Origin of the sequence: Desulfovibrio mangrovi, assembly GCF_026230175.1 — a bacterium.
Classification (GTDB): Bacteria; Desulfobacterota; Desulfovibrionia; order Desulfovibrionales; family Desulfovibrionaceae; genus Halodesulfovibrio; species Halodesulfovibrio mangrovi.
This window is the reverse complement of record NZ_CP104208.1, coordinates 2,913,988-2,938,788: the sequence shown is the minus strand read 5'-3', so window position 1 is coordinate 2,938,788 and position 24,801 is coordinate 2,913,988. Positions and strand designations below refer to the sequence as shown.

Sequence of the window (24,801 nt, the reverse complement as noted above, 5' to 3'; positions counted from 1 at the left end):
CGTGTCGAATCAAGTAACCATAGAACAAGAGCTTAAGAAGTCATATCTTGAGTATTCTCTGAGTGTTATCATAGGCCGAGCCATTCCTGACGTGCGTGACGGGCTCAAGCCTGTTCACCGCCGCATCATGTTCGCGCAGCACGAGCTGGGCAACGGTTGGAACCGTGCCCACAAGAAGTCCGCGCGCGTGGTCGGTGACGTTATCGGTAAATACCATCCTCACGGCGACTCAGCGGTGTATGACGCCCTCGTGCGTATGGCTCAGCCCTTCTCCATGCGCGACATGCTCGTGGACGGTCAGGGTAACTTCGGTTCCATCGACGGCGACGCCGCGGCAGCCATGCGTTACACGGAAGTGCGCATGTCCCGCCTTGCCGGCGAATTCCTTTCCGACATCGACAAGGAAACCGTCGACTTCAAGCCCAACTACGATAACACGCTGCTGGAACCTTCCGTTCTTCCCACCAAGGTTCCCAACCTGCTGCTGAACGGTTCTTCCGGTATTGCGGTAGGTATGGCCACCAACATTCCGCCGCACAACCTCGGCGAATTGGTGGATGCACTGCTTGTGCTGCTGGATAACCGCGACTGCAGCATTGAAGAACTGATGCAGTATGTGAAGGGTCCGGACTTCCCCACCGGCGGCTTCTGCTATGCCGGACAGGGACTGCGCGATGCCTACACCACCGGTCGCGGCACCGTGAAAATCCGCGGCAAGGTGGAGATTGAAGAGCGCAAGAAGGGCTTCCAGTCCATCGTCATTCGCGAGATTCCCTACGCCCTGAACAAGTCCAGCCTGGTTGAAAAGATTGCGGCGCTGGTAAACGACCGCAAGATCGACGGCATCACGGACCTGCGTGACGAATCCGACCGTAAGGGCATCCGCGTGGTCATGGACCTGAAGCGCGGCACCATACCTGAAATCGTCATCAACGCGCTGTACAAGTTCACACCGCTGGAATCCTCCTTCGGCATCAACATGCTCGCAGTTGTGGGCAACCGCCCGCAGACGCTGACCCTGAAGAGCGCGCTTGCCTACTTCCTTGACCATCGTCGCGAAGTGATCATCCGCCGCACCCGCTACGACCTGCGCAAGGCCGAAGCCCGTGCCCATATTCTGGAAGGTCTGCGTATCGCGCTGGATAACATCGACGAAGTGGTGCGCATCATCCGCGCCTCCAAGACGCCTCTGGACGCACGTACCGGTCTCATGGACCGCTTCGGGCTGACCGAGATTCAGGCGCAGGCCATTCTGGACATGCGTCTGCAGCGTCTGACCAACCTTGAGCACGAAAAGCTTATCGAAGAATACACCGAACTGCTCAAGCAGATTGAGTGGTTCAAGTCCATTCTTGAAAATCGTGAAGTTCTTCAGGGTGTTGTGCGTGATGAGCTTACCCAGCTCAGAGAGACCTTCTCTTCTCCCCGCCGCACCATCATCGAAGCCGAACTCGACGGCATCGACATTGAAGACCTCATCCCCGACGAAGACGTGGTCATCACCCTGTCCCGTCGTGGCTACATCAAGCGCACCTCGCTGGAATCCTACCGCGCCCAGAAGCGTGGCGGCAAGGGCGTGGCCGGCGTGCAGACAGGTGACGGCGACTTTGTTCAGGACTTCCTGACTACGACCAACCATCAGTACCTGCTGCTCTTCACCAACAAGGGCCGCATGTTCCAGCTGAAGGTTCACCAGATTCCGGAAGGCAGCCGCACCGCCAAGGGCGTGCATATTGCCAACCTGCTGCCGCTTGAGGAGAACGAGTTCGTCACCACCGCACTTTCCGTGCGTGACTTCGACGAGACCAAGTACTTCCTCTTTGCCACCAAGCGCGGCATGGTGAAGCGTTCCAGCGCCGACCTCTACAGCAAGTGCCGTCGTACCGGCATCATCGCCGTGGGCCTGCGTGAGGACGACGAACTCATCATGGTACGCGAGGTCAATGACCGTTGCGACGTGGTGCTCACCACGCAGGACGGCATTGCCATCCGCTTCAGCTGCAACGACGTACGTGCCATGGGCCGCAGCGCTACCGGCGTAAAGGGCATTGCCCTGCGCGGCAAGGACGAGGTTGTGGCCTGCGTGACGCTTGCGCAGGATACCACTTCCGAGATAATGACCGTTTCCGACCACGGCTACGGTAAGCGCACGCGTCTTGAGCTCTACAGAGTTCAGACCCGCGGCGGCAAGGGCATCATCAACTTCAAGGTGACGCCCAAGACCGGTCCCGTGCTTGGTGCGATACCCGTTGAGCTTGAAGACGAGCTTATCCTGCTCACGTCTGACAACAAGATCATCCGCATGAATATCAACGAGGTTCGCAGCGTTGGCCGTGCTACGCAGGGCGTGCGCCTCGTCTCGTTGAATGAGGGCGGTCTTGTGGTCGGATTCGACCGTGTGCAGGAACGGGAAGACAGTTCCGAAGATCAGGAATAAATGAAACGAACGCTGCTTGCAGTATTGCTGGTTACCATCCTCGCCTCCGGTTGCACTTCGCAGCCGGAGGCCGAGGATGATCTTGTTTCTGCCCGTAAAGCGTATGTTGAACGGCAGTACCTTGAGGCCGAGCGCCTGTATGAACGCTATCTCAAGATTCACCAGCAGAGCCCCGAGCGCTGGGAAGTGTGGAACAAGCTGTACGAGCTTGCGTACAATGTTCGCAACAACAGTCAGGACGCCATTGAACTTCTGGAAGCCATGTTTCTGGAATTCGGCGATCAGGCCGGACGGGCAAAGGATATTCTTTACCGTCTCGGCAACCTGAGCATGGATACCCGCAACATGGAGAAGGCCATAGAAGTATGGCAGCGGCTTCTGAATCTTCCTGAAAGCACCTCTGTGGATCAGGCCCGTGCCTACCGCAACATCGGCGAAGCCTATCTCTACACCGGTGATTACGATCTTGCCATCGACGCCTTGCGCGCCTGCGTGGAACTGAAGGTCGATGATCTGGAGCACGCCCGCTGCCTCTATGATCTCGCCCAGACCCAGTTCTATCTTGAGAACTACGACGCAGCCGAGAAAACGCTGGAGCAGGTGATCCAGACGCCGAATCTGGATATGGAGCTGCACGCCCTCGTTTCTCTGCTGCTTTCGGACGTTTATGATCAGCTGGGCAAAACTCGCCAGTCTATCAGCCTTCTCGAAGACATTCTGGGGACCTATCCCAACCCCATGGCCATAGAGAAACGTCTGGAGTATCTGCGGCAGCGTCTGAAATAGGCAGATTTTGAATCTGTAGCGTCAGTCGCTGCGGGATCATCGGTTATCCTGCCATACCGTGCGGGCTTCCCTTCACCAGCATTCCGCAGGCTTAGTCTGCATATTTCCCCCTCTCACAGTGTGCCTGACGCACTGTAATTCGTATGCAGATTCATCCCCCTCAATATAGGTAGGACTTTTCCTCTTTTCATCCATGCAATTAGTGCTTATGTTCCTGCACGTCAGGCGGGATTATTGCATTTCCGCCCTTTCCTGAAATTTAAATCTTCATGTAGCCTTCCAGGCTATATGTCCGGTAATATTAATGATTAGAAAAGTTTTGAAATACCCTGATGAGCGCCTTGCCATTGAGTGCGAGGACATCACCGAGATCACCGACGAGATTCGTCAGCTTGCCGCAGACATGGCGGAAACCATGTACAGGGAAGAGGGCATCGGTCTTGCCGCGCCTCAGGTGGGCGAATCCTGCCGTCTTATCGTGGTGGACGTGAGCGGCCCCGAAGAGCGCAAGGAATTGATGACCCTCATCAATCCCTGCCTTGATAACATGGAAGGCGAAGTGGATTCCGAAGAGGGTTGCCTTTCCGTGGTCAACTATCGTTCCAAGATCACCCGTGCCGAAAAGGTACGCCTGAACGCCAAGGATCTTAACGGCAACGATATCTGCATGGACGCGGATGGTCTTCTGGCCATCTGCCTGCAGCACGAGATCGACCACTTGAACGGCGTCCTGTTCATTGACAGAATCAGCCGGCTGAAGCGAACCATGTACGATAACAAAGTCAAAAAATGGTTGAAGAAGTAGCATGATGCGCGCTGTTTACATGGGGACTCCCGAATTTGCCGCAACCATTCTGCGGCAGGTGGCAGAGTGGGGTGGTTGTGAAATTGTGGGTGTATACACCCAGCCTGACCGACCCTGCGGACGCGGGCAGGTCTGCAAGATTTCCGAGGTGAAGGAACTGGCGTTTGAGCTTGACCTTCCCGTGTACCAGCCCCTGAATTTCAAAAACGAAGAAGATGTTCAGGTTCTGCGCGATCTGCGTCCTGACGTGCTTCTCGTTGCCGCATACGGGCTGATCCTTCCCCAGAAGGTTCTGGATATCCCCACCTACGGCGCCATCAACGTGCATGCCTCGCTGCTTCCCAAATATCGCGGAGCCGCTCCCATTCAGCGCGCCATCATGAACGGCGACCCTGTTACCGGCGTGACCATCATGCAGATGGAAAAGGGCCTTGATACCGGCCCAATTCTGCTCCAGAAGGCCATGGCCATAGGCATTGCCGACACGGCAGGCACCATGCACGATCAGCTCGCAGCCATGGGCGGCAAGCTGCTTGTGGAAGCACTGGAATTGCTCCCCAAAGGCGGTCTGCATCCCAAGACGCAGGATAACGCACTCTCCACCCACGCCGCCAAGCTGGAGAAGTCCGAAGGCATTGTGGACTGGAATCAGCCTGCCAAGGTTGTGCATGCCCGCATTCGCGGCGTATCGCCATGGCCCGGCGCCTATTTCGCCATGCACAGGGCAGGGCAGAAGGATCTGCGTATATCTATCGACCCCGGCGTCATCGGTCCCGCCATGGAACCGGCCGCCGATGGATCGCTGCCCGCACCCGGTACCGTGCTCGGGCTCAAGGACGGCAAGCTGGTGATTGCCACCAGGGATCGTGAATACCACATCGCCATGCTGCGTCCGGCGAACAAGAAGCCCATGACCGCAGCCGCCTTCCATTGCGGCTATCTGGGTAATTGCGCCGATGCCGCCTGTTCGGGCGAAGGCCTGTGACAGGTGTGACTTTTTTCCGGGATTCATCAGGCCTGCACAGCAGGCCTTTTTTTATATCCTGTGCATGCTTCAATGGATTCATCATGGTTCTGCGTAGTTAGATACTGACTTGTCATACCTTGCACTTACGGCTGGATAAGGTATGCTAATCCAACTTTGCACGACGAATAACCTTTTATCCCAGATAGAAACTGAATGACCCTCCACAAGAATTCATCCGCAGCAACACCGCAATCATCCGAGCACAGGGCTGAGGATTACTACGGTTCCAGAAAGCGCCTGTTCATCGGCCTTATCACGGGTACGAGCATTCTGCTGTGCACAATTTTGCTGCTTTTCTGGATCGTGCCCTATATCGGATTGGCCAACATCCACCCCCTGCTGCCGTACCTCAGCGGTGCCTTTCTCTTCGGGCTTATTGCGGTTATCGCCTGGGCTTCGCTCGGTCTTGTTCTGCATATTCTCAAGGGTCGCCCCGTTCTTGGCACCCAGCGTATGCGTGGCCTGACCATTAAGCTCTTTCTGCCTCTCATGGTGCTTCTCGCCCGTTTTCTCGGCATTTCCAAGGAACGTGTCCGTCATTCCTTCATCAAGGTTAACAACGAACTGGTGCGTTCAGAGAACGATACGTTCGAACCGAAGCAGATCCTTATTCTTACTCCGCATTGTCTGCAGTCCAGCCAGTGTGCCATACGTCTTTCCTACGATGTTGATCACTGCAAGCGCTGCGGCAAATGCCCGGTGAGCATGTTGTTGCGGTTGCGCGATCATTACGGCGTGCAGTTCGCCATTGCCACCGGCGGCACCATTGCGCGCCGTATTGTGGTGCAGAAGCGCCCCAGAATGATCATTGCGGTTGCCTGCGAACGCGATCTTACCTCCGGCATTCAGGACACCTATCCTTTGCCCGTCTATGGTGTTTTGAACGAGCGGCCGCACGGACCGTGTCTGGACACTGTTGTGACGGAGGAGACCTTGGAGAAGGCGCTTCGCATGTTCCTGAAAAATCCGCCTGCCCCCCTTGCCCTAAATGTGATTCTTGATGATCGCTCCGGATCAAAACTATCAGGACAGGCAGAAGGGATTTCGGCACCCAGCGGTGACAATTCCTCTTCCCGTCTCTCGTCCGAGGGAGAAGAGTAGGGGACATGCTCTTGCATCGGTAAACAGGGCCTTCGGGCCCTTTTTTCATGCCCTTCACATTTGGCTTCTGAGCCCGTTTTCCTGAATTTTCGACTCATGATCCATGGTATGTTTTACGGTGTCTTCTGGGGGCTTTTCCGGCTCTTTTTCAGGCATGTGCCCGCAGTCTTCTCTGAAGTTTGCCGGATCAGGGCACTGCTTCATTTTGATTGATGAATCCCATCAGTTTTTCTCCGCACGTGAGGCTGGCGAATCCTGCATGATGGTGCTACATATGCGCCTGCCTGTTTCAAGCAGATACCTTTGATGGATGCTTCGGGCACTTTCCGTCAGCTACTGATTAATCTTCATATAAGGAAGTAACCATGCATATTCTTGTTACCGGTGCAGCCGGTTTTATCGGCTTCAACCTTTCCCGCAGATTTCTGTCTGAAGGACATACCGTTGTAGGTCTGGATATCCTGAACGACTACTACAGTGTTGAACTGAAGAAGACCCGTCTGGGCATTCTGCTCGAAGACAAGAATTTCCGTCATGCCTACATCGATCTTGCTGACCGTGAAGCCATGGCAAAGCTCTTTGCCGAAGAAAAGTTCACCCACGTTGTGAACCTTGCCGCGCAGGCAGGCGTTCGCTACTCCATTGAAAATCCGCACTCCTATGTGGATGCGAACCTTGTGGGCTTCTGCAACGTGCTGGAAGGCTGCCGTCACAACAAGGTTGAACACCTTGTCTACGCCTCCTCCAGCTCCGTGTATGGTCTGAACACCACCATGCCCTTCAGCGTGCATGACAACGTGGACCACCCCATCAGCCTGTACGCCGCCAGCAAGAAAGCTAACGAGCTCATGGCGCACACCTACAGCCATCTGTACCGCCTGCCCACCACCGGTCTTCGTTTCTTCACCGTTTACGGCCCCTGGGGCCGTCCCGACATGGCGCTCTTCCTTTTCACCAAGGCCATTCTTGAAGGCAAGCCGATCAACGTGTTCAACCATGGCAAGATGCGCCGCGACTTCACCTACATTGACGACATCGTTGAAGGTGTGGTGCGCGTAACCAAGCGCACTCCTGTGCCCAACCCCGACTGGTCCGGTGCCAATCCCGATCCTTGCACCAGCCCAGCTCCCTACCGCATCTACAACATCGGAAACAACAACGTGGTAGAGCTCGGCCACTTCATCGAAGTGCTTGAAGACAAGCTGGGCATGAAGGCTCAGAAGAACATGCTGCCCATGCAGCCCGGCGACGTTGCTGCCACTTTTGCCAATGTGGATGATCTGATCGCGGACACCGGCTTCAAACCCAGCACCACCGTGGAAGAGGGGATCAGCAATTTCGTTGACTGGTACCGCGATTACTACAAGGTGTAATACGCCTTTTGATGCTGATTCAGAGCCCGCCTTGTGCGGGCTTTTTTTATGTCTGCATGTTACCTGATCAATACCTGCCTATGTTGGTCTTGTTTCCAGCATGGCGAGTGGCTTGCGTCCGCTACTCCGTAAATGGAGTAATGATTGGGTCTGAAACCAGTCTTTGCCCCTTGCATCGCTTTTACCTGTGCTCGATTTGACATCCCTTCAACCAATGCTTTTGAACTATACTTCGTATTACGCTTTAACTTCACTTTAACGTGTAGATTGTTTCACGTGAAACATTCAGTTTCGAGATCTGAAAAAATCGCAAATTTTCTGAAAAAAGTTTTGAGACCATATTTCGGCGCAAACCCATACGTAGCGCAGGTTGAGAAGAAATTAAGTAACCGCTGTAAACTGAGAGGCGTGTTGACACAAAAGGCTGCTTTTTCTAGCTAGTGAAAGTACACGTGTGCGTTTGGATGATTCTTGATGTTTCACATGAAACATGACCACACAACCAACTTAGAATGAGGTCAACGTGGCTAGGATTATCGCTGTAGCCAACCAGAAGGGCGGAGTAGGGAAGACCACCACCTCCATCAACCTTGCTGCATCTCTGGCTGTTATGGAAAAGAGGGTTCTGGTCGTGGACTGCGATCCGCAGGCGAACTGTTCCAGCGGTCTTGGGCTTGATCATGAAAACATGCCCAACAACCTGTATACCACGTTCTTCCAGCCTGAAGAGGCGTTGGAAGCGGTGTATGAGACCAAGACACCTTTTCTTTCCATTTTGCCATCCACCACGGATCTGGTCGCCATTGAACTGGAACTGGTGGATAAGATGGGGCGTGAGTACTATCTGCAGGATGTGTTGAATGCGCTGGAATCGCGGTTCGATTATATTCTGCTGGATTGCCCGCCATCGCTGGGACTCATTACCTTGAACGCGCTGTGCGCCGCACGCGAGCTGCTGGTGCCGCTGCAGTGTGAATTTTTTGCGCTGGAAGGCATTGTAAAGCTGCTGCAGACCTTTGAGCAGGTTAAGAAGCGCCTCAACCCCGGCCTGAATCTGCTGGGTGTGGTGCTTACCATGTACGATGTGCGCAACAGGCTTTCGCGCCAGGTGAAGAACGAAGTGCGCAAGTGCTTCCCCGATCACCTCTTCGAGACCGTGGTGCCGCGCAATGTACGACTGTCTGAAGCGCCCAGCTTCGGACGTTCCATCATTCATTATGATGTGAAATCAAAAGGCGCGGAGTCCTATCTCGCACTGGCCAAAGAGGTTGTGCTGAGAAGGCCCCCGCGCCCGTAATACGCGCTGTAGTGGTTTTGAGATTACTTCACGATGGTTCCGCAACTGCCCACGGTGTTGCCGGAATCAGTAGCTGAAGCCTCAAAGCAGATGTGATCCTTGAAGTGTTTTTTGCGCACGGTTGCCTGGCACTTCTTACAGTGGAACACACACAGCCCGCTCAGGCTGGCGTTCTTGAGGTGGAAGGGCTTTGCAGGATCATGCTCCCAATCATCGGTCTTGCTACCGCAGAGCTTGCACTCTACCTCGGCGTTGAACGGATACTTGAAGTCCCAGTAGTCCTTGAACTGCTGCCAGTCATCGAGCGGTTCCGGCTTCTGATTGGCAAGGGCAGGGTACATGGTATCCAGAGCCTGCTCGAGAATGGGAGCCACCTTGCGGCTCACCACGTCCCAAATTTCGGGGCTGAGCAGAATGCCGTACATGGAGCCGTCCTTGGTATAGAGCGGGACGACGTGAGAATCTTTTTCAGACATGAATGCCTCCGTTTGCGCTTCGGCTGATTTGCGTTGAGGTGTAGACTTAGGGCGAAATGACGGATTGTCAAGGAGTTATACATGGCAGGAGCACCAAGAGGTCTCGGCAGAGGGCTGGACGCCCTGTTCAAGGCGAATGAAGAACCGGCGGCTGCAGCCGGTGCCACCACTCCGAATACCCTTCCCCTGCGCATGCTGAAGCCGAACCCCAACCAGCCGCGCAAGGCCTTTACCGAGGAAGCGCTGGAGGAGCTGGCTTCATCCATCAAGGCGCAAGGCGTGTTACAGCCCCTGTTGGTTCGTCCGTTGAAGGACGGCGACACATCCTTCTACGAGATTGTGGCCGGTGAACGCCGCTGGCGTGCCAGCCGCATGGTGGGGCTGCGCGAGGTGCCGGTTATCATCAAGGAGATGACGGACCTTGAGACCCTTGCCGTAGGGCTTATTGAAAACCTGCAGCGTGAAGACCTCAACCCCATGGAAGAGGCGCTTGGCATGCAGGAACTCAAGGAAAAGTTCGGTCTTTCTCAGGAAGATCTTTCCCAGAAGCTGGGCAAGAGCCGTTCTTCCATTGCCAACACGCTGCGTCTGCTTCAACTCTCCGAGTCGGCGAGGGGCATGCTGCAGAACGGTACCATCAGTGCAGGGCATGCCCGCACGCTGCTTGCCGTGGGTGAAGACGTCCGCGCAGAAATGCTTGATCGTATCATCAAGGATATGCTGACCGTGCGTGAGGCGGAAGCCATGGCGCAGTACTGGAAGGCACATGGTGAACTGCCGCCTGCATCCGGCGCAGAAAAGGGTAAGGAAGCCAAGGGAGCCAGACCTGCCGTGAGCCTTTCCGAGCGTATGGTGGATATTCATACGCAGCTTTCTTCCGTGTTCAGCGGCAAGGTTGCCGTGAGCGGAACGGAAGAGAAGGGCAAGGTGACCCTGTCCTTCTCCAGTCAGGATGAACTTAACGAATTGCTTGCCAGACTCGGCGTTACGGTAAACGGATAGCTTAGATGACCGAATCCAGAATGACTACTCAGGCGCTTGCCGCCATGGTTCCTTCGCTTGCGGGCAAGAAGGTGCTGCTGATCGGCGATGTGATGGTGGATGAATACCTCACCGGTGAAGCGGAGCGCATCTCTCCTGAAGCGCCGGTTCCCGTGGTACGTGTTTTCAACGACAGGCATGTGCTGGGTGGTGCGGGCAACGTGGCCCGCAATCTGTGCAGCCTTGGCGGGGTGCCGCATCTTGTTTGCATCACGGGCACGGGCAGCGGGTCAGACCTGCTGGATTCCCTGCTGACCACTGACGGCATTGATCACACCTTCATCCGCATCGCAGGCAGGCAGACCACCCGCAAGACCCGTATCATTGCCAGTCGGCAGCAGATGCTGCGCATAGACAGGGAAGACACTTCGCCCATCAACGGAGCCGTGCTTGAAGAAGTTCTCGGCGTGGTTGCTGCGTGCATTAATGATTACGAAGTCTGCATCGTTTCCGATTACGGCAAGGGACTGGTTACGCAAAACTTCATGGAACGCCTGGTGGCGTTGCGGGACGCTTCTGCAAGCAAGCCCCTGATTCTGGTTGATCCCAAGACGCCGAACTTCAAGTGGTACAAGAACGTGTTCATGCTTACGCCTAACGCCAAGGAAACCAGCGAAGGCGCAAACATGCCCGTGGGGACGCAGGAAGAGATTGTGGCGGCAGGGCAGGCCATATTTGACCTGCTTGGTTGCGACAGGCTGTTAACCACGCTGGGACCGCGCGGCATGGCCCTTTTTGAAGGGCGCGATGCGGTCTGGCATATTCCCACTATGGCGCAGGAGGTCTTTGACGTGACCGGCGCGGGCGATACCGTCATTGCCACGGCGGCGCTTGCGCTTGCCGCAAGACTGCCGCTTCTTGAATCCTGTATGCTGGCCAACTATGCCGCGGGCGTGGTGGTAGGGCATGTGGGGGCTGCCACCGTCTCGCCGGAAGGGCTTGTGGAGGCCATCAAGCGTTCAGGCATACCGGACGTGCAGCGCTGGGTGTAGCCTGAGCTTCCCGGGGGGGAAGTACACAAGAGGGGGGCAAATGGAGTTTCTGGATATGGCGAGTAGACAGGAAAGCCGTTTGCGTAAACTGATTCAGGCGAATCAGATGCTTGCGCAGACGGAGTCCTTGCCGGAACTGCTGCCCAGACTGCTGGAACTGGCACAGGACGTGACGGAGGCTGTGGCCTCGTCCATTCTGCTGTACGACAGCGCGGAGCACGTGCTGCGCTTTGCGCTTGCCCGCAATGATACCCCGGGAATTGCACAGCAGATACTGGAAGGGGATTTCACGCTCCGCATGGGTGAGGGCATAGCAGGTACCGTGGCTGTGACCCGGACCTCAGTCATGTGCAGCGGCGATGACGTCCGCATCAATCGCGTGGCGGATGCGGCAACGGGCTTTAAGACCCGATCGCTGATCTGCGTCCCCATTCTCTACAAGGATGAACTGCTCGGCGTCGCACAGGTGCTGAATTCTCACAGCGGTGAGGATTTCACCACGGAAGATCTCGAGATTCTGGAAAGCTTTGCCCATCTTGCCGGCGTTGCACTTGTGCGCTCCAAATTGCTTGAAGCTCTGCTTGAACAGGAGCGCATGACCGTGCAGTTGCAGGCTGCAGCCCGCATTCAGCAGGCCTTTCTTCCTAAGCTGCCGACCATGCCGAATGGCAGTCACATCTGGGCCACAAGCAAGCCCGCCATTCATGTGGGCGGCGACATGTATGACTGCATCTCCCTGTCCGACGGTCGACTGGTGACCTACATCGCGGACGTGGCGGGCAAGGGGCTTGGTGCGGCGCTGGTGGGCACTGCGGTGTGGTCTCGCATCCGCAGCCATGTACAGATCGAATCTTCTCCATCCAATATATTGAAAATATTAAATGAAATGCTGCTTAACGACATGGAGAACAGCCTGTTTGTTACGGTATGCATTGCGGTGTATGATTCACGCAACCACACGGTAACCCTTGCCAACGCAGGACATCTGCAGCCCATAGTGGCTTCGGGCGGGGAGGTACGCGAATTATCTGTTTCCACAGGCTTGCCGCTTGGCATAGAACCTGATGTGCCGTATATTGACACCTTGGTGGAATTGCAGCCGGGCCAGGCTATTCTGCTGTTATCCGACGGCATAACCGAAGCGTATGATGCCGCCCATGTCATGTACGGCGATGAGCGGGTCATGGAGCTGCTGCATGCCAAGAGTGAACCGCCTTACGGCGAGGCGCTCATGGCGGCGGTGGATCTCTGGCAGGAAGGCGTTCCAAGCAACGACGACAAGACTGTTCTGGAAGTGTGGCGCGATCCGTCCTGATGCTGGCCGGAGCACACAGCCCGGGCAGTGGCAGAGCGTCGCACATGAGCGGGGAGGATACTTAATGGCGGCAAAGGATCTCTGGACAGCCACAAAGGACGAGGGCTTCATCTCTCTGAGCGGAGAGATTGATTATTCCGTGACGCCGGACGTTCGGGCATTCCTTCTGAACGCAGTGAAGGAGACCAGCGGCGTTCTCAAGCTGGACCTCGGCAATGTCAGCTACCTTGATTCGTCTGGTCTTGCCGTGCTCATCGAGGCGCGACGGGTACTCATGATGGACGGTCGCGGACTTGAAGTCACAGACGCCTCTCCGCAGGTGCGCAAGCTGTTCAGCCTGACGCAGGTCGGCATTCTCTTCGGCATGTAGGCACTGAAAAGGCGCAGCCATGTGGAAGGAGTTGGCCATACTCGCAGGCCTGATCAATGATCTGGTCAAATGCCTTGGCGGCATTTTCAAGCGCAGGCGCGCCTTCTATTCGTGGCAGAACTGGAACCATCTCACAGCGGTGGGTACAGGGTCCATCGGCATTGTGACTACCATTGCCGCCTGTACGGGCATGATCCTTGCGCTGCAGGCCGCCGGTCAGCTCGAAAAGATCGGTGCGCTCAGCTACGTGGCAAACATGGTGTCCGTCACCATCATCAAGGAGCTTGGCCCGCTCCTTACCGCCATCATCCTCACAGGCCGTTCCGGCGCGGCTTTCTGCGCGGAACTGGCTACCATGAAAATCTCGGAGGAAATCGACGCCCTGCAGGTCATCGGCATCGATCCCATCCGTTTTCTCGTCTGGCCCAAGCTGATAGCCATGTCGCTGATGCTGCCCATTCTGACACTTATTGCGGACATGGTAGGTATTGTGGCGGGTGGGCTGTTCTCCGCCATTTTCCTTGGGCTGACCCTTAAGACCTATTTTGACCAGTGTGTGGAATTTCTCACGGTGGGCGATGTGTTCTCTGGACTCATCAAGGCGCTGGGATTCGGCATAACCATCACCATCGTTTCCTGCTGGCAGGGCATGATGGCGCGTGACGGAGCCGCTGACGTGGGCAGGCGCACAACCCGTGCGGTGGCGCAGTCCATCTTCCTGATCATCCTGCTCGACTTCTTTTTCACGGCCATCAACTACACCTTCATGTAAACGGGAACGCCTATGACGCCTCGGCCGCCAGCACCTACCATCGTGACCCGCAATCTTGAGGTCGGGCATCCCGGACTCGTGACCCTGCACGATGCGAACATTACGCTTCCCGGCGGCAGGATTTCCGTCATTCTGGGCGCAAGCGGCTGCGGCAAGTCCACGTTGCTGCGGCATATTCTGGGGTTGGCAGTGCCCAATCAAGGGCAGATCCTCATTGAAGGTGAGGATCTTTTCGGCATGAGTCCGAAACGCTTCTATGAGCACAAGCGATCCATGGGGGTGCTGTTTCAGGACGGTGCCTTGCTCGGATCGCTGACGCTGGCTGAGAATATATCCCTGCCGCTGCTTGAGCATACTGAGCTGGACGAAGTTACCATTCGCACCATGGTACGCCTGAAACTTTCTCTGGTGGGGCTGGATAAGTTCATGGATTTTTACCCCAACCAGCTTTCCGGCGGCATGCGCAAACGGGGAGGGCTGGCACGCGCGTTGATCATGGACCCGCGTATCCTGCTTTGCGACGAGCCTTCGTCAGGGCTTGATCCCATCACTGCGGCAGAGGTGGATCAGCTTATACTTGATCTGCATGACGCATTGGGCATGACCGTAGTGGTTGTCACCCATGATCTGGATAGCTTGTTCACCATTGCCGAGCATGTGGTGGTGCTGCACGGGGGCATGGTGCTCTTTGAAGGCGGCATTGAAGAGCTGAAGACGACTGAAGACATTTATATACGACAGTTTCTGGATAGGCAGCCCAACATCCGGCAGGCACCCGTCTGTCTGCTGCGGGAAGGGACCGATACCTAACCAACGGGGAGAAGCAACGTGCTGAATAAGGCAGCAGGAAAAAAGGAACTTATCCGCGCCGCCATAACGGTGGTCGCAGGATTGTTCATACTGGGGCTTTTCATCATTGCCTTTGGCGGGCACCGTTTCTGGGAGAAGCTGGATACGTACGTCATCCGTTTCAACGGCGTGAAGAATCTGGATGTGGGGCGTCCGGTGAAGTACGCCGGCATCAACGTGGGCCGTGTACTGGAAATCGCCGTGGACGGGGAGGATCCCAGCCTTGTTCGTGTGGTGGTCGGCCTGCAGGAAGGGTTTACGGTGTATGAAGGAACCATGGCTTCCATTTCCCAGAAAGGGATTGTGGGAGATAACTTCGTGTTGCTCAACCTTTCGCGCAAGGCGGGCCCGCCCTTGAAGCCGGGCAGTGAGATTCCGCCGGAACTGACGCCCGACCTCATGGAGCTTGCAGCGTCCATGGCCACCATGGCCGCCAATCTGCAACCCAAGATTTCCGAAATAGCCGAAAGCCTGCGCGAGTTGCTGAATAACGACAACAGGCAGCAGGTGCAGAACATACTGTCGGAAACGACTGCCGTGTTGAAGGAAGCCCATCAAATGGTGGGGTCAATGAATACCGATGTCCGCACCATGACCCAGGAAGCCAGCGCTGGTATACGGGAAACGCGGGAGTTCATAGGTGAAACACGCCAGAACATGAACGCCGCCATGAACAATCTGAACAGTGCCATCACCGGCGTGCACGGCGATACTGCGGCAACGCTGCAGGCTCTGCGTTCGCAGATCGGGGCCGTTGGCGGTTCCATCACCACGCTGAGCAACCAGCTGCAGAAGGATCTGGATTATGATCAGCGACAGGTGGAAGAGATTCTGGATAATACGGCCGAGCTGACCCACAACCTTAAAGTGCTTACCCAGTCCCTCAAGGAACGTCCGTGGCAGGTCATTTACCGGCCGGATGACAGAAAGAAGGAGTAGCCATGCCTCGTACCCGAAAGTCTCTTGTCTGTATTATTCTGGCTGCCCTGTGTCTTTCCGTGTTGGCGGGGTGTGTGGGAGGCACGGTGCCGTCCGAGCAGATTCTGCGCATTGACCAGCCGGAAAAGGGCCAGCATGCTGGCGAATCGCGTCAATTCAGCGGTCCGATGATTCTCATGGAGAATCTGGACTGCTTTCCCGCTCTCGACAGGTCGGCCGTGATGCTGGCCCGTGGAAACGTACTCACCCCCAGCTCCCGCTGGTACTGGGAGGGCGCACCGGCGGCCATAGCCTCGGCAAGCATTGCCTCACACCTGCAGAGCCTGTCGGAATTCACCCTGGTGTGGCCTTCGCGCAACAGGCTGGAGCATGAAGCCATGCTGACAGGACGGGTGGAAGCCTTTGAGGTACGCGAGCAGGACTCCGTGATGAAGATCAGCCTGCACATGTCTCTGTGGACGGAACGGGGCAAGCGTCTGTTGCTCACCCGCGGCATTGAGGTGACGGAACCCCTTTCCACGCTCAACCCGCAGGCCATTGCAAAGGCGGCGTCAAAGGGAATGGCCACGGCTTCCAGTCGTATCGGCGAATGGCTGCGTACGGAAGGCTTGAAGGCCATTGCCGCGGCCCGTTAGGTTTTTGCGGGCAGGTAACTGCCTGCGCGGAGATAATCAGGAATCATGAACATCATAGCCACCATAGCCGAACAGCGCATCGCTGAAGCCACTGAAAAAGGGGCTTTTGAGCAACTGCCGGGGGCGGGCAGGCCGCTGGAGCTGGAAGACGACTCCATGGTGCCGCCCGACCTGCGCATGGCTTACAAGGTGTTGAAGAACGCCGGGTATCTGCCGCCTGAAGCGCAGGACATGAAGGACGCCACCACCATCATCGAGATGTTGCAAGGCAACGTGGATGAGCAGACCCGCTACCGCCAGATGCAGAAGCTGCAGGCCATCTTTTTCCGGATGAAGGAGCGCGGCCAGGGCGCCATGGTCGTGGATATGGAAAACGAGTATTACGATAAAGTCGTAAGTCGTATTACGATAAGTAAGCGTTAGGCAGGTGCCGCTTTCCGCTGGTCAACAGGACGGGAGCCATGTAGAGATGGCCTCCGCCTGATATCGTAAGGGACATCTGAAGGGATATCTGAAAAGGAAAAGGCACTGCAACGCTCCTCCCGGATTTGAAGAACACGTCTCCGTCAGGCCGGATCTGGAATCAACAGTAACCAATGTCATCGTCTCGGGGTGCGGACCGTTTGGCCCCTGCCCGTCGTAGGCGAATGAACTACAGATAAAACGTACCACGCCTCTGTCAGGCGCAACCCCATATACAGAGAGAGAAACACATGCCTCTGGTAGTAGAAGTGAATTCAGACGTCTTCATCGTGGAAAAGCACATGGAAGAAGGCGGTCATGAACTGGACGTATACGGCAAGGTGCTGTTCGCCGAGGATGAGGAGAACGACATCATCCTGTTCTTCCCGCAGTGCGACAAGGCAACCTATGAGCGTATCAAGGTGGGCGAGGGTTACACCGTGCGCGGGTTGGCCTCTATCTTTGCGGAAGAGGGAGGCCTCATTTCCATTCAGTATCTGGAGCCGGAAGTGCACCGCATGGACGTGCTGGCGCTGAGCAGCGAAGACCGCCGCGAGCTTTCCGACGAGATTTCCCGTATGCGGGCAAAGTTCCTGGAAGGAATGGAAGAAGGCGCCGTTACACAGTAAGAATGAAATCGTATTTGCCCACACCCTGAATCAGCAGGTATTCCACCGGTTCATCACCGGGATTGGAAACTGAATGGCTGGTGAAGGGGGGCACGGTATGACGCTCTCCGGGAGCGAGGGAAACGGCGGCTTCGGTCGCCCTTTCTTTTGGCATGGGCGGGACGGGCTGATCGTCTGATGCGGCAATGGCGTCCGAAGTCGTAACGGCATGCATGGTCACCACGATGGTGCCGGTAAGCCCGACCATGGTGTCGGTGATCTCGGTATGAAAATGCTGCGGGGAAGACTCGCGGGGGCCGAGCCGCATAACCCTGACAAGAGCGTCCTGTGTCTGAAGGATGGTGTCGGGGGTGAGGGGCGGAATGGGCATGGCTGAGTCTCCTGATGAAGATAAGGGCGATGGGGTCATGACAAGCTGATTGACTCGGGCAAGAGCGTCGAAGCCTGCGTATACGGCAGGGCAGTGCGCCTTGAGGTCGTCGTGCATTGTGTGTAGTCAAAGGATGATAGGGGAAGCGAAAAGCGTTCGTCAATTGTAAACATGGTTCAGCAAGGCCGTTGCGGATGGGCAACCGCAACGACAAGTGTTGCTGTCGAAAAACGCAGGAAACACTTCAAAAACGCAAGCTTCGTAATTGCGATTTGCGCCGGTAAAACAAAAAAAACGACCTGCTGTTTGCGCCCAATAAAAAAACCGCCCAGAAGGGCGGTTTTGTGTGTTTTCAAGGGGGGTGGAGTGCTTAGATGCCGGAACCCAGTTTTTTCTGTGCCACCATGCCGCCGGCAGCGGATTTGACGTTGGTGCGACCCAGTTCGTTGAGCAGCAGCATCGCTTCGTAGGAGCGCAGACCCGTGTTGCAGATGACGACAACAGGCTTGTCGGCAGGAACTTCGCTGATGCGTTCGCGGAGCTCCTCGTTGGGGATGCTGTTCCAGCGACCGGGGTACTTTTCAACATAGGGCTGGGCGTTGCCGATGAGACGGGTGTCGATGAAGCACATCTCGTCGGTGTCGCAGGTTTCCCACTTTTCGGCGAACTCGGTGGGCGTCATCATGTGGTTGCGGCCTGCCAGCACGTTTTCGGTCACGTTGCCCAGCGCATTGACGATGTCCATGGCGGAAGCGAAGGGCGGGGAGTAGACCACTTCAAGGTTGGAAACTTCTTCAATCGTGTCGTGAGCCTTGAGCAGCGGCACCACGGCGTTGATGCGTGCGGTGAGCGCGTCACCCAGCTCACTCATGCCCTGAATGCCGAGCACGCGGCGGGTGGGCCTGTCCACCACCAGTTCAAGGGACATAAGCGCCTTTTCAGGGAAGAAGTGGGCGCGGTCGAACTGCTCCACATGCACGCTGATGGCGTCAAAGCCTTCCTTCAGGGCGTTCTCGATGGTCAGACCTGCACCGCATGCGGACTGATCAAAGAGTTTGACGACCCAGCTGCCCACGGCGCCGGGGAAGGTGTCGTTGCCGCCCGCAAGGTTGGTGCCGATGACGCGGCCCTGACGGTTGGCCATGGAGCCGAGGGGATAGAAGCCGCGCTTGCCGGTCACGAGGTTGGGAATGGTGACGCAGTCGCCGCCGGAATAAACGTCGGGGTCGTTGGTGCGCATGTATTCGTCAACAATGATGGCACCGCGCGGGTCGCACTCGATGCCCGCGTCCTTCGCCAGCGCAGTGTTGGGAGAAACACCGGCGGCAAGGACCACAAGGTCGGCCTCGATGGTGCGCTTGTTGGTCACCACGCGGGCAACGGCACCGTCTTCGCCTTCAAAGCGCTGTACGGATTCGCCGAGCAGTACAGTCACGCCCTTTTCCTCAAGGTCATGCTGCGCCATGGCGGCCATGGACTTGGAGAGGAAATTGGGCAGCACCTGATCCTGCAGTTCCACCACGGTGGTTTCAATACCCCACATGTCGGCAAAGGCAACGGCCATTTCAAGGCCGATGAAGCCTGCGCCCACGATAACCGCGCTGTTCACCTGACCGGCGGCCACGGCGTTGCGCAGCAATTCGGCTTCGTCCAGGTTGGTGGCGGCGGAAATGCCGGAAAGATTCATGCCCTCAAAGGGGGGCAGGTTGGGCTTGGAACCCATGGCCAGCACGAGCTTGTCGTACTTGAGGGTTTCCTTCTGGCCGGTAAGCACGTTTTCGATTTCAACAGTCTTGTCGGTCCGGTTCACCTTGGTGGCGCGGGTGTTGGTGAGAACATCCACATCCTTGTTGGTCTTGAAGAACGCGGCGTCACGGATGATGTGGTAAGGCGTGGACTGCAGGTCGGTCACGCTGTTCACTTCACCGGACACAAAATAGGGAATGCCGCAGCCGCCGTAGGATATGCGGGGGGCCTGATCGATAAGCGTGACCCTGGAGCCGGGTTCGAGGCGTTTGAATCGGCAGGCGGCCTTGGGACCCAGCGCCACCGCGCCGATGACAACAACATGCTTGGACATGGAGCATCCTCCGAAATCACGTGCTTGCGACGGATTGTGCCGTCGATCATGAATAAGGCCGTCCGTCATGCCTGCAGGGGGTATGTGATAGGGCGGCGGAAATAAGTGGTATCAAGAGAAAACAGTACGAGAATTCCCTTACAGGGCAGGAAGTTGCCTGAATACGCAGCAGCGGGCGACAAGTCAAATCCTACCCGAAAGGTAGGTCTAATGCCTTATCGGTCGTTTGGCAAGGTTTGTGTGTATTTACTGCCGAAGATAAAGGCAGCGCGTTTGCAAAGGGGGTGGGGTTATTGAATAAAAAAGTCGTGCGCGTTCCGGTGACCGGCGTTCCCATGCATCCATGTCCTTTCAGGACCGTGTCAATGGGACTTTTCGCGCACGACAGGCAGGTTTACCTCAAGATCTTCCCTGCTCATGGGCAACTCACTTTGCCGATATGGGAAAACATCTCTGCCAGGGCTATCCTCCTTATCACGTTCGCAATACGCCTTAGCCACGTTCTGTGCTTGCCGGTGACCGGCGGTGCCCGGTTGGGGGGTATGCCTTCCAACTCTTCGGGCCGTGTGCACACTGGGTTGAATAAGGGCAACTCAATTTGCCATTGTATTATGTCAACGATACTACGTAAATTTCTGTTGGCCTTTGCAAAAACGACACGCAAAGACGACTCAGTACGTGTATCATTTACTAAAACATACGACACTTGCAGAGTTGTGTCTATGGTGTTGCAGTAAAATATATGATGAGAAGTGACAGTAAGATGCGTGTTCACTAGCTGCTAACGTGCTGTGCTGTTGAACTAAATTTGCTTTTATATTTATTTATGTGGTGCTGCCTGTGGGGTAAGGAATAGTTGTGCCTGCGGGCGGGAGGTGGAGAACCGTGCGCAGGTCGCATGGGATGGACAGGAAGCGGTGAGCCGCTGTACTACCTGTAGTGGCAGAAATGGCAAACGAATTTCCCGAAAGGAGAGTAGCGATATGAAGCGCTGGCTGATAATGATGGTTCTGGCTGCGTTGCTCACGACCGTAATGGCATCTGTGGTCCGTGCCGAACCCATAAAGGCCGGGGAGGCCTTTCCGGACGTGGCTCTGGTCGGCGACCTGACCGATACCCAGAAGGCTTATCTGGGGCTGCAGGGCGAGGGGCCCTGGACGCTGAAAGACGTGAAGGCGGACTATGTGCTGATCGAGGTGTTCAGCATGTACTGTCCGCACTGTCAGGCTGAGGCTCCGGCAGTGAACGAACTGTTCACGCTGCTGAATAGTTCCAGCTATGCCGGAGCCATGAAGCTTATCGGCATCGGCGCAGGCAATTCACGTTTTGAGGTTCAGTTTTTCAGAAAGAAATATGACGTATCCCTGCCGGTTTTCGAGGATGGCGATATGACTCTGCATTCGCTTCTGGGGCAGCCCGGCACCCCGCATTTCTATCTGGTTAATTTGAAGAACGGCGTCCTGCAGACAGCCTATTCGGAAACAGGACGCATGAAAACGCCGGAAACCTTTTTGAAGAAACAGCTTAAGGCGGCCGGACTGAAATAGTGGGAGGTAGCCATGCGGCGTTTAAGTGTACATATGCTCTGTGTGTCTGTGCTGGCCCTTGTGCTGTTCGCAGGGCAGGCCATGGCGGTGGTTGATCCTGCTCAGTTATTCAATCCCGGCCACCTGAAGCCGGTGGACAGTACGCTGAAGGTTGCGGTCGGTGAGCCCGCACCGGACTTCACGCTGCCTTCGCTTTCCGGCGAACCGGTGAGCCTGTCGCAGTATCGGGGCAAGAAGAACGTGGTCATCACGTTTGTGCCTGCGGCATTCACCCCAGTCTGTTCTGATCAGTGGCCGGGCTACAACATTGCCCGGGAGCTGTTCGAGATGCATGATGCCATCATGCTGGGGATCACCACGGATAACTTGCCTTCCCTGTATGCATGGACGCACCAGATGGCTCCTGAAGGGCTGTGGTTTCCGGTCCTGTCCGACTTCTGGCCTCACGGGGCCGTTGCTGCCGCTTACGGGGTGCTGCGTCCCGAAGGGGTGAGCGAGCGGGCCATCATCATTATCGACAGGCAGGGAATAATCCGGTACGCGGCTGTATCGGACATCAATGTGCGGCCTGAACTCGGCAACATCATCAACCAGCTGGAGTTGCTGCCGTAATTCAGGACGTTGTGCCCTGCAACCTTCAATCGAACATGGACCGCATGACCCGTTATACCGGAGTGAATCATCTTGCCATGACCACGGGCGACATGGACGCCACCGTGCGCTTCTGGCGTGATCTTTTGGGAATGCGCCTTGTGGCCGGTCTTGGCCATACGGGCTACCGTCAGTATTTTTTCGAGATTTCAGACACGGACATGATCGCCTTCTTCGAGTGGCCCGGCGTGGAACCTCTGGATGAGAAGGAACACGGCGCGCCCGTGCGCGGCAAACACGCCTTTGACCATGTGTCGATCGGTGTGCCGGATGACGATGCCCTCTGGGAAATCCGTGACAGGCTGGAAGGGGCGGGCGTATGGGTCTCCGAACCTGTGGATCATGGTTTCATCCACTCGGTCTACACATTCGATCCCAACGGCATTGCCCTTGAATTCAGTTGCTATGTCCCGGGGGTGGATGTGCGCAGCCAGCCGCGCATGACAGATTCTGCCCCCACCCCTGTAGCCATGGAAGGGCCGGAACCTGTTGCCGGAGTATGGCCCGAGGGTGCCCAGACACCTGAGGAGGACCGCATGGTCTACCCCGGCGAGGGGCACGATTTTCTGCACAGCAAGCGTAATTGGTGGGAAGAAAAGAAGAACTGATCAGTCCTGTTGGCCTGTAACCTGTTCTATCATCTGATGCGACGCTACAGCGCGGGCATATATGCCCGCGCTTTTTTTATTTGCGTTATATGCAGGGACGCACCGCTCCGTGTAGTTATGGGTACGTGGGAGGGAGCACACAGTTTTGTGTAATGCTGTTTGGACACTGAATAAAATAATGGCGCATGGTCATTGTATTGCTTAAATGGAGTATAAGGACAGAATATGCATCCGCATGGGGCGTACGCAACGTATGTGCATGAATCCGGGAGGGCATAGTATTCTCGGGCCCCGATAACGGATTGAAGTGCGGAAAGCCTAAAGGAGTACCGTATGGATGAGTATCTGAAGCAAGCGCTGGAGATCATCAAGGCTCAGGCATCGGTGCGCACCATGAATGAAGAAGAGATTAGCTCCATGATGCGGAGTATAGCTCTTTCCATCAAGCAGATTGCAGAAGGTGCGGAGCCTGAAGCACCGGCGGTGGAGACGGACCAGGACCCCCTGAAAGTGATCAAGGAAAAGTCCATTACGTGCCTTGAGTGCGGAAAGGCCTTCAAGATCCTTACCCGCAAGCATCTTGCCTCGCATGGATTGAGTCTGGCCGAGTACCGCGAAAAATATGGCTACAAGAAGGGTGTGCCGCTGGTCTGCAAGACCCTGCAGCGTGAGCGTCGCAAGAAGATGAAAGACATGAAGCTGTGGGAAAAGCGGGTCAAGGCCAAGTAACCCCGACTACGGCTGCCATTCCGGAATAGTGCTGGTTTTGGCGCGAAGAGACGCGGCAGTGATGTGCCGCCCGTGTGTGCCCGCCACGCTGTATGTGGGCTGGCGGTAGATATGAAGACATGCTGAAGCTGCGGATCGCAGGGTCCGCAGCTTTTCTTTGGCGCTATTTGCCGTTGGCCTGCTCGCTGGCGATACGGCCAAGCCACTTGCGCATCTGATCCAGATCCTGCTGATGCAGCTTTTCGGATTCGCTCTGCAGGGTCTTCACGTGCTCCACTTCCTTGCGAAGCTGCGTCACTTCCTCATTTCTGGTTTCCAGTGCTTGCTCCAGATGCTGTATCACGCTATCGCGTTTCGCTATGGCTTCAAGGGTGCCTGCAATACTCTGCATGGCGGAAGTCTGCTGTTCCATGAGGGCCAGAAAGCGTCCGGCATCCGCCTCTGAAACAGGGGAAACCGCAGGAGATATTGCCAAGTGGTTGTTTTGTTGTTGCGCTTGCGGTTTTGGAACAACTACGTCGATATTCTTGGGAAATTTGTTGGAAAGGACTGCCTCAACCGCCATTGCGTTTTTGTTTTTCTTCATCTCCTCAAGGATCACGGCGAAAACCGCAACAGCGTTTCCGCGGTAGCGTCTGCGCTTGCCTTCGCCCACATGGGGCAGGTAGTCGAGAAAGCGTTTGCAGTAGTATCGGGCTGTGGATTCCGGCAAAGAGAAGCGCGTGGCAAGCTCCGCAATGGTCAGCAGGGCATGGTTGTCATGCGTCGTTGCGTTTTTCATGCAGCAGGCTCCGCAATCGTTTGTGTGAGTTGAATAATTGGTAATACCTTACACCGTAATCGCTTCATATGATAATAGCAATACCGTAACCAAAAAGGCTCGGGACTCGGGAAAATTGAGTGCTAATCGGTTGTGGCTCCGTGAAACGATTGACATTGATTGTGGATCGCTGCATAGGATTACATAGTTATGTGGTCACGGCTAGTAATTCCGGGGGGAAACCGAATTGTGATTTAAGGAGGATATTCCTGATGTTGACCAAGGCTGAATTTGTTACGGCTCTGAAAGACGCCCTGCCCGAAGTGTTCGAGACCAAGGTGAGTGCCGAGAAGGCATACGATGCATTCTGCAAGGTTCTTGCTGATGGCGTTGTCTCCAAGTCCGGCGTACGCCTGCCCAGCGTTGGCGCTTTTTCCGTTTCTGAGCGTGCTGCCCGTACCGGCCGCAACCCCCAGACCGGCAAGCCGATCTCCATTCCCGCTCGCAAGGTTATCAAGTTTTCCGCCGCCAAGGCTCTGGTTGACGACGTCAACAAGTAGTCTTTCTACGCGAAGCTGCTCAAAGGCCACGGGGTTCTCCGTGGCTTTTTTTATGCCTGCTGACGTCCGCTGCCGTCAGACGCAGCCGTTTCGTGTATGCGATACGTCAGAACTGTTCGTGCGCTCACCTAAAAAAAACTAATCAGCCACATGAAAAGATTTCATTTGCAGAAAGAGCGGCCGTGGGTAT

26 protein-coding genes are annotated in these 24,801 nt (G+C 55.9%); 22 read left to right on the top strand and 4 right to left on the bottom strand.

The features are described 5' to 3' along the window. Position 1 precedes the first annotated feature (1 nt). From gyrA to N1030_RS13205, 7 genes are all read left to right on the top strand, one after another. The gene (gene gyrA / locus N1030_RS13235) at positions 2 to 2,437 is read left to right on the top strand and encodes a DNA gyrase subunit A (protein ID WP_265825948.1); all 2,436 of its coding nucleotides are present in this window, start codon (positions 2 to 4) and stop codon (positions 2,435 to 2,437) included. After that, entirely contained in the window at positions 2,438 to 3,223 is a 786-nt protein-coding gene (locus N1030_RS13230) for a tetratricopeptide repeat protein (RefSeq protein WP_265825947.1), read from the top strand. Between the two features lie 304 nt (positions 3,224 to 3,527). Next, entirely contained in the window at positions 3,528 to 4,028 is a 501-nt protein-coding gene (gene def / locus N1030_RS13225) for a peptide deformylase (protein ID WP_265825946.1), read from the top strand. Between the two features lies 1 nt (position 4,029). After that, entirely contained in the window at positions 4,030 to 5,013 is a 984-nt protein-coding gene (gene fmt / locus N1030_RS13220; RefSeq protein WP_265825945.1) for a methionyl-tRNA formyltransferase, read from the top strand. 195 nt (positions 5,014 to 5,208) lie between these two features. Further along, positions 5,209 to 6,156, top strand: a complete 948-nt coding sequence (locus N1030_RS13215) for a DUF116 domain-containing protein (protein ID WP_265825944.1) — start codon at positions 5,209 to 5,211, stop codon at positions 6,154 to 6,156. 365 nt (positions 6,157 to 6,521) lie between these two features. Continuing rightward, the gene (locus N1030_RS13210; protein ID WP_265825943.1) at positions 6,522 to 7,529 is read left to right on the top strand and encodes an NAD-dependent epimerase; all 1,008 of its coding nucleotides are present in this window, start codon (positions 6,522 to 6,524) and stop codon (positions 7,527 to 7,529) included. A 523-nt stretch (positions 7,530 to 8,052) separates the two neighbouring features. Then, a complete protein-coding gene (locus tag N1030_RS13205; RefSeq protein WP_265825942.1) occupies positions 8,053 to 8,826 on the top strand; it encodes a ParA family protein in 774 nt (257 codons plus the stop codon). 23 nt (positions 8,827 to 8,849) lie between these two features. On the opposite strand, the gene N1030_RS13200 is transcribed toward N1030_RS13205, so the two are convergent. Then, positions 8,850 to 9,302, bottom strand: a complete 453-nt coding sequence (locus N1030_RS13200; RefSeq protein ID WP_265825941.1) for a hypothetical protein — start codon at positions 9,300 to 9,302, stop codon at positions 8,850 to 8,852. A gap of 81 nt (positions 9,303 to 9,383) precedes the next feature. Here N1030_RS13200 and N1030_RS13195 point away from each other — a divergent pair, with 81 nt between their 5' ends. From N1030_RS13195 to N1030_RS13150, 10 genes are all read left to right on the top strand, one after another. Continuing rightward, complete coding sequence (locus N1030_RS13195; protein ID WP_265825940.1) at positions 9,384 to 10,304, top strand: ParB/RepB/Spo0J family partition protein; 921 nt, start codon at positions 9,384 to 9,386, stop codon at positions 10,302 to 10,304. A 5-nt stretch (positions 10,305 to 10,309) separates the two neighbouring features. Then, positions 10,310 to 11,335, top strand: coding sequence for a bifunctional heptose 7-phosphate kinase/heptose 1-phosphate adenyltransferase (locus N1030_RS13190; protein ID WP_265825939.1), 1,026 nt, complete (start codon positions 10,310 to 10,312; stop codon positions 11,333 to 11,335). 79 nt (positions 11,336 to 11,414) lie between these two features. After that, positions 11,415 to 12,650: a PP2C family protein-serine/threonine phosphatase gene (locus N1030_RS13185; protein WP_265825938.1), complete on the top strand. Its 1,236-nt coding sequence runs from the start codon at positions 11,415 to 11,417 to the stop codon at positions 12,648 to 12,650. A 64-nt stretch (positions 12,651 to 12,714) separates the two neighbouring features. After that, on the top strand, positions 12,715 to 13,020 hold the full coding sequence (locus tag N1030_RS13180; protein WP_265825937.1) for an STAS domain-containing protein: 306 nt from the start codon (positions 12,715 to 12,717) through the stop codon (positions 13,018 to 13,020). Positions 13,021 to 13,039: 19 nt separating this feature from the next. Then, positions 13,040 to 13,792: an MlaE family ABC transporter permease gene (locus N1030_RS13175; protein WP_265825936.1), complete on the top strand. Its 753-nt coding sequence runs from the start codon at positions 13,040 to 13,042 to the stop codon at positions 13,790 to 13,792. Positions 13,793 to 13,804: 12 nt separating this feature from the next. Beyond that, entirely contained in the window at positions 13,805 to 14,602 is a 798-nt protein-coding gene (locus N1030_RS13170) for an ABC transporter ATP-binding protein (RefSeq protein WP_265825935.1), read from the top strand. 18 nt (positions 14,603 to 14,620) lie between these two features. Further along, positions 14,621 to 15,580 carry an MlaD family protein gene (locus tag N1030_RS13165; protein ID WP_265825934.1) on the top strand — a complete coding sequence of 320 codons (960 nt, stop codon included), beginning with the start codon at positions 14,621 to 14,623 and terminating at the stop codon, positions 15,578 to 15,580. 2 nt (positions 15,581 to 15,582) lie between these two features. Further along, the gene (locus N1030_RS13160; RefSeq protein ID WP_265825933.1) at positions 15,583 to 16,215 is read left to right on the top strand and encodes an ABC-type transport auxiliary lipoprotein family protein; all 633 of its coding nucleotides are present in this window, start codon (positions 15,583 to 15,585) and stop codon (positions 16,213 to 16,215) included. A 45-nt stretch (positions 16,216 to 16,260) separates the two neighbouring features. Continuing rightward, a complete protein-coding gene (locus tag N1030_RS13155; RefSeq protein ID WP_265825932.1) occupies positions 16,261 to 16,638 on the top strand; it encodes a DnaJ family domain-containing protein in 378 nt (125 codons plus the stop codon). A 290-nt stretch (positions 16,639 to 16,928) separates the two neighbouring features. Next, positions 16,929 to 17,306 carry a hypothetical protein gene (locus N1030_RS13150; RefSeq protein ID WP_265825931.1) on the top strand — a complete coding sequence of 126 codons (378 nt, stop codon included), beginning with the start codon at positions 16,929 to 16,931 and terminating at the stop codon, positions 17,304 to 17,306. Here N1030_RS13150 and N1030_RS13145 read toward each other — a convergent pair. Together N1030_RS13145 and N1030_RS13140 are read right to left on the bottom strand one after the other, a co-directional pair. Beyond that, a complete protein-coding gene (locus N1030_RS13145) occupies positions 17,296 to 17,676 on the bottom strand; it encodes a cupin domain-containing protein (protein WP_265825930.1) in 381 nt (126 codons plus the stop codon). The genes N1030_RS13150 and N1030_RS13145 overlap by 11 nt on opposite strands. Positions 17,677 to 18,046: 370 nt before the next feature. Beyond that, complete coding sequence (locus tag N1030_RS13140; protein WP_265825929.1) at positions 18,047 to 19,756, bottom strand: FAD-dependent oxidoreductase; 1,710 nt, start codon at positions 19,754 to 19,756, stop codon at positions 18,047 to 18,049. A gap of 983 nt (positions 19,757 to 20,739) precedes the next feature. Between N1030_RS13140 and N1030_RS13135 the strand changes: the two genes are divergently transcribed. From N1030_RS13135 to N1030_RS13120, 4 genes are all read left to right on the top strand, one after another. Beyond that, on the top strand, positions 20,740 to 21,303 hold the full coding sequence (locus N1030_RS13135) for a TlpA family protein disulfide reductase (protein WP_265825928.1): 564 nt from the start codon (positions 20,740 to 20,742) through the stop codon (positions 21,301 to 21,303). Positions 21,304 to 21,315: 12 nt separating this feature from the next. Further along, a complete protein-coding gene (locus tag N1030_RS13130) occupies positions 21,316 to 21,915 on the top strand; it encodes a redoxin domain-containing protein (protein ID WP_420842812.1) in 600 nt (199 codons plus the stop codon). A 44-nt stretch (positions 21,916 to 21,959) separates the two neighbouring features. Then, positions 21,960 to 22,562, top strand: a complete 603-nt coding sequence (locus tag N1030_RS13125) for a VOC family protein (RefSeq protein ID WP_265825927.1) — start codon at positions 21,960 to 21,962, stop codon at positions 22,560 to 22,562. Between the two features lie 333 nt (positions 22,563 to 22,895). Further along, positions 22,896 to 23,291 carry a Ros/MucR family transcriptional regulator gene (locus tag N1030_RS13120; RefSeq protein ID WP_265825926.1) on the top strand — a complete coding sequence of 132 codons (396 nt, stop codon included), beginning with the start codon at positions 22,896 to 22,898 and terminating at the stop codon, positions 23,289 to 23,291. 163 nt (positions 23,292 to 23,454) lie between these two features. On the opposite strand, the gene N1030_RS13115 is transcribed toward N1030_RS13120, so the two are convergent. Then, a complete protein-coding gene (locus N1030_RS13115; RefSeq protein ID WP_265825925.1) occupies positions 23,455 to 24,072 on the bottom strand; it encodes a helix-turn-helix domain-containing protein in 618 nt (205 codons plus the stop codon). Positions 24,073 to 24,323: 251 nt separating this feature from the next. Here N1030_RS13115 and N1030_RS13110 point away from each other — a divergent pair, with 251 nt between their 5' ends. Further along, positions 24,324 to 24,611, top strand: a complete 288-nt coding sequence (locus N1030_RS13110) for an HU family DNA-binding protein (protein WP_265825924.1) — start codon at positions 24,324 to 24,326, stop codon at positions 24,609 to 24,611. Positions 24,612 to 24,801 lie beyond the last annotated feature (190 nt).

Coding starts and splice junctions, on each gene's coding strand:
- N1030_RS13230 (WP_265825947.1), top strand. CDS start 2,438: ATGAAACGAACGCTGCTTGCAGTATTGCTGGTTACCATCCTCGCCTCC.
- def (WP_265825946.1), top strand. CDS start 3,528: ATGATTAGAAAAGTTTTGAAATACCCTGATGAGCGCCTTGCCATTGAG.
- fmt (WP_265825945.1), top strand. CDS start 4,030: ATGATGCGCGCTGTTTACATGGGGACTCCCGAATTTGCCGCAACCATT.
- N1030_RS13215 (WP_265825944.1), top strand. CDS start 5,209: ATGACCCTCCACAAGAATTCATCCGCAGCAACACCGCAATCATCCGAG.
- N1030_RS13210 (WP_265825943.1), top strand. CDS start 6,522: ATGCATATTCTTGTTACCGGTGCAGCCGGTTTTATCGGCTTCAACCTT.
- N1030_RS13200 (WP_265825941.1), bottom strand. CDS start 9,302: ATGTCTGAAAAAGATTCTCACGTCGTCCCGCTCTATACCAAGGACGGC.
- N1030_RS13195 (WP_265825940.1), top strand. CDS start 9,384: ATGGCAGGAGCACCAAGAGGTCTCGGCAGAGGGCTGGACGCCCTGTTC.
- N1030_RS13190 (WP_265825939.1), top strand. CDS start 10,310: ATGACCGAATCCAGAATGACTACTCAGGCGCTTGCCGCCATGGTTCCT.
- N1030_RS13180 (WP_265825937.1), top strand. CDS start 12,715: ATGGCGGCAAAGGATCTCTGGACAGCCACAAAGGACGAGGGCTTCATC.
- N1030_RS13175 (WP_265825936.1), top strand. CDS start 13,040: ATGTGGAAGGAGTTGGCCATACTCGCAGGCCTGATCAATGATCTGGTC.
- N1030_RS13170 (WP_265825935.1), top strand. CDS start 13,805: ATGACGCCTCGGCCGCCAGCACCTACCATCGTGACCCGCAATCTTGAG.
- N1030_RS13160 (WP_265825933.1), top strand. CDS start 15,583: ATGCCTCGTACCCGAAAGTCTCTTGTCTGTATTATTCTGGCTGCCCTG.
- N1030_RS13155 (WP_265825932.1), top strand. CDS start 16,261: ATGAACATCATAGCCACCATAGCCGAACAGCGCATCGCTGAAGCCACT.
- N1030_RS13150 (WP_265825931.1), top strand. CDS start 16,929: ATGCCTCTGGTAGTAGAAGTGAATTCAGACGTCTTCATCGTGGAAAAG.
- N1030_RS13145 (WP_265825930.1), bottom strand. CDS start 17,676: ATGCCCATTCCGCCCCTCACCCCCGACACCATCCTTCAGACACAGGAC.
- N1030_RS13140 (WP_265825929.1), bottom strand. CDS start 19,756: ATGTCCAAGCATGTTGTTGTCATCGGCGCGGTGGCGCTGGGTCCCAAG.
- N1030_RS13135 (WP_265825928.1), top strand. CDS start 20,740: ATGAAGCGCTGGCTGATAATGATGGTTCTGGCTGCGTTGCTCACGACC.
- N1030_RS13130 (WP_420842812.1), top strand. CDS start 21,316: ATGCGGCGTTTAAGTGTACATATGCTCTGTGTGTCTGTGCTGGCCCTT.
- N1030_RS13125 (WP_265825927.1), top strand. CDS start 21,960: ATGACCCGTTATACCGGAGTGAATCATCTTGCCATGACCACGGGCGAC.
- N1030_RS13120 (WP_265825926.1), top strand. CDS start 22,896: ATGGATGAGTATCTGAAGCAAGCGCTGGAGATCATCAAGGCTCAGGCA.
- N1030_RS13115 (WP_265825925.1), bottom strand. CDS start 24,072: ATGAAAAACGCAACGACGCATGACAACCATGCCCTGCTGACCATTGCG.
- N1030_RS13110 (WP_265825924.1), top strand. CDS start 24,324: ATGTTGACCAAGGCTGAATTTGTTACGGCTCTGAAAGACGCCCTGCCC.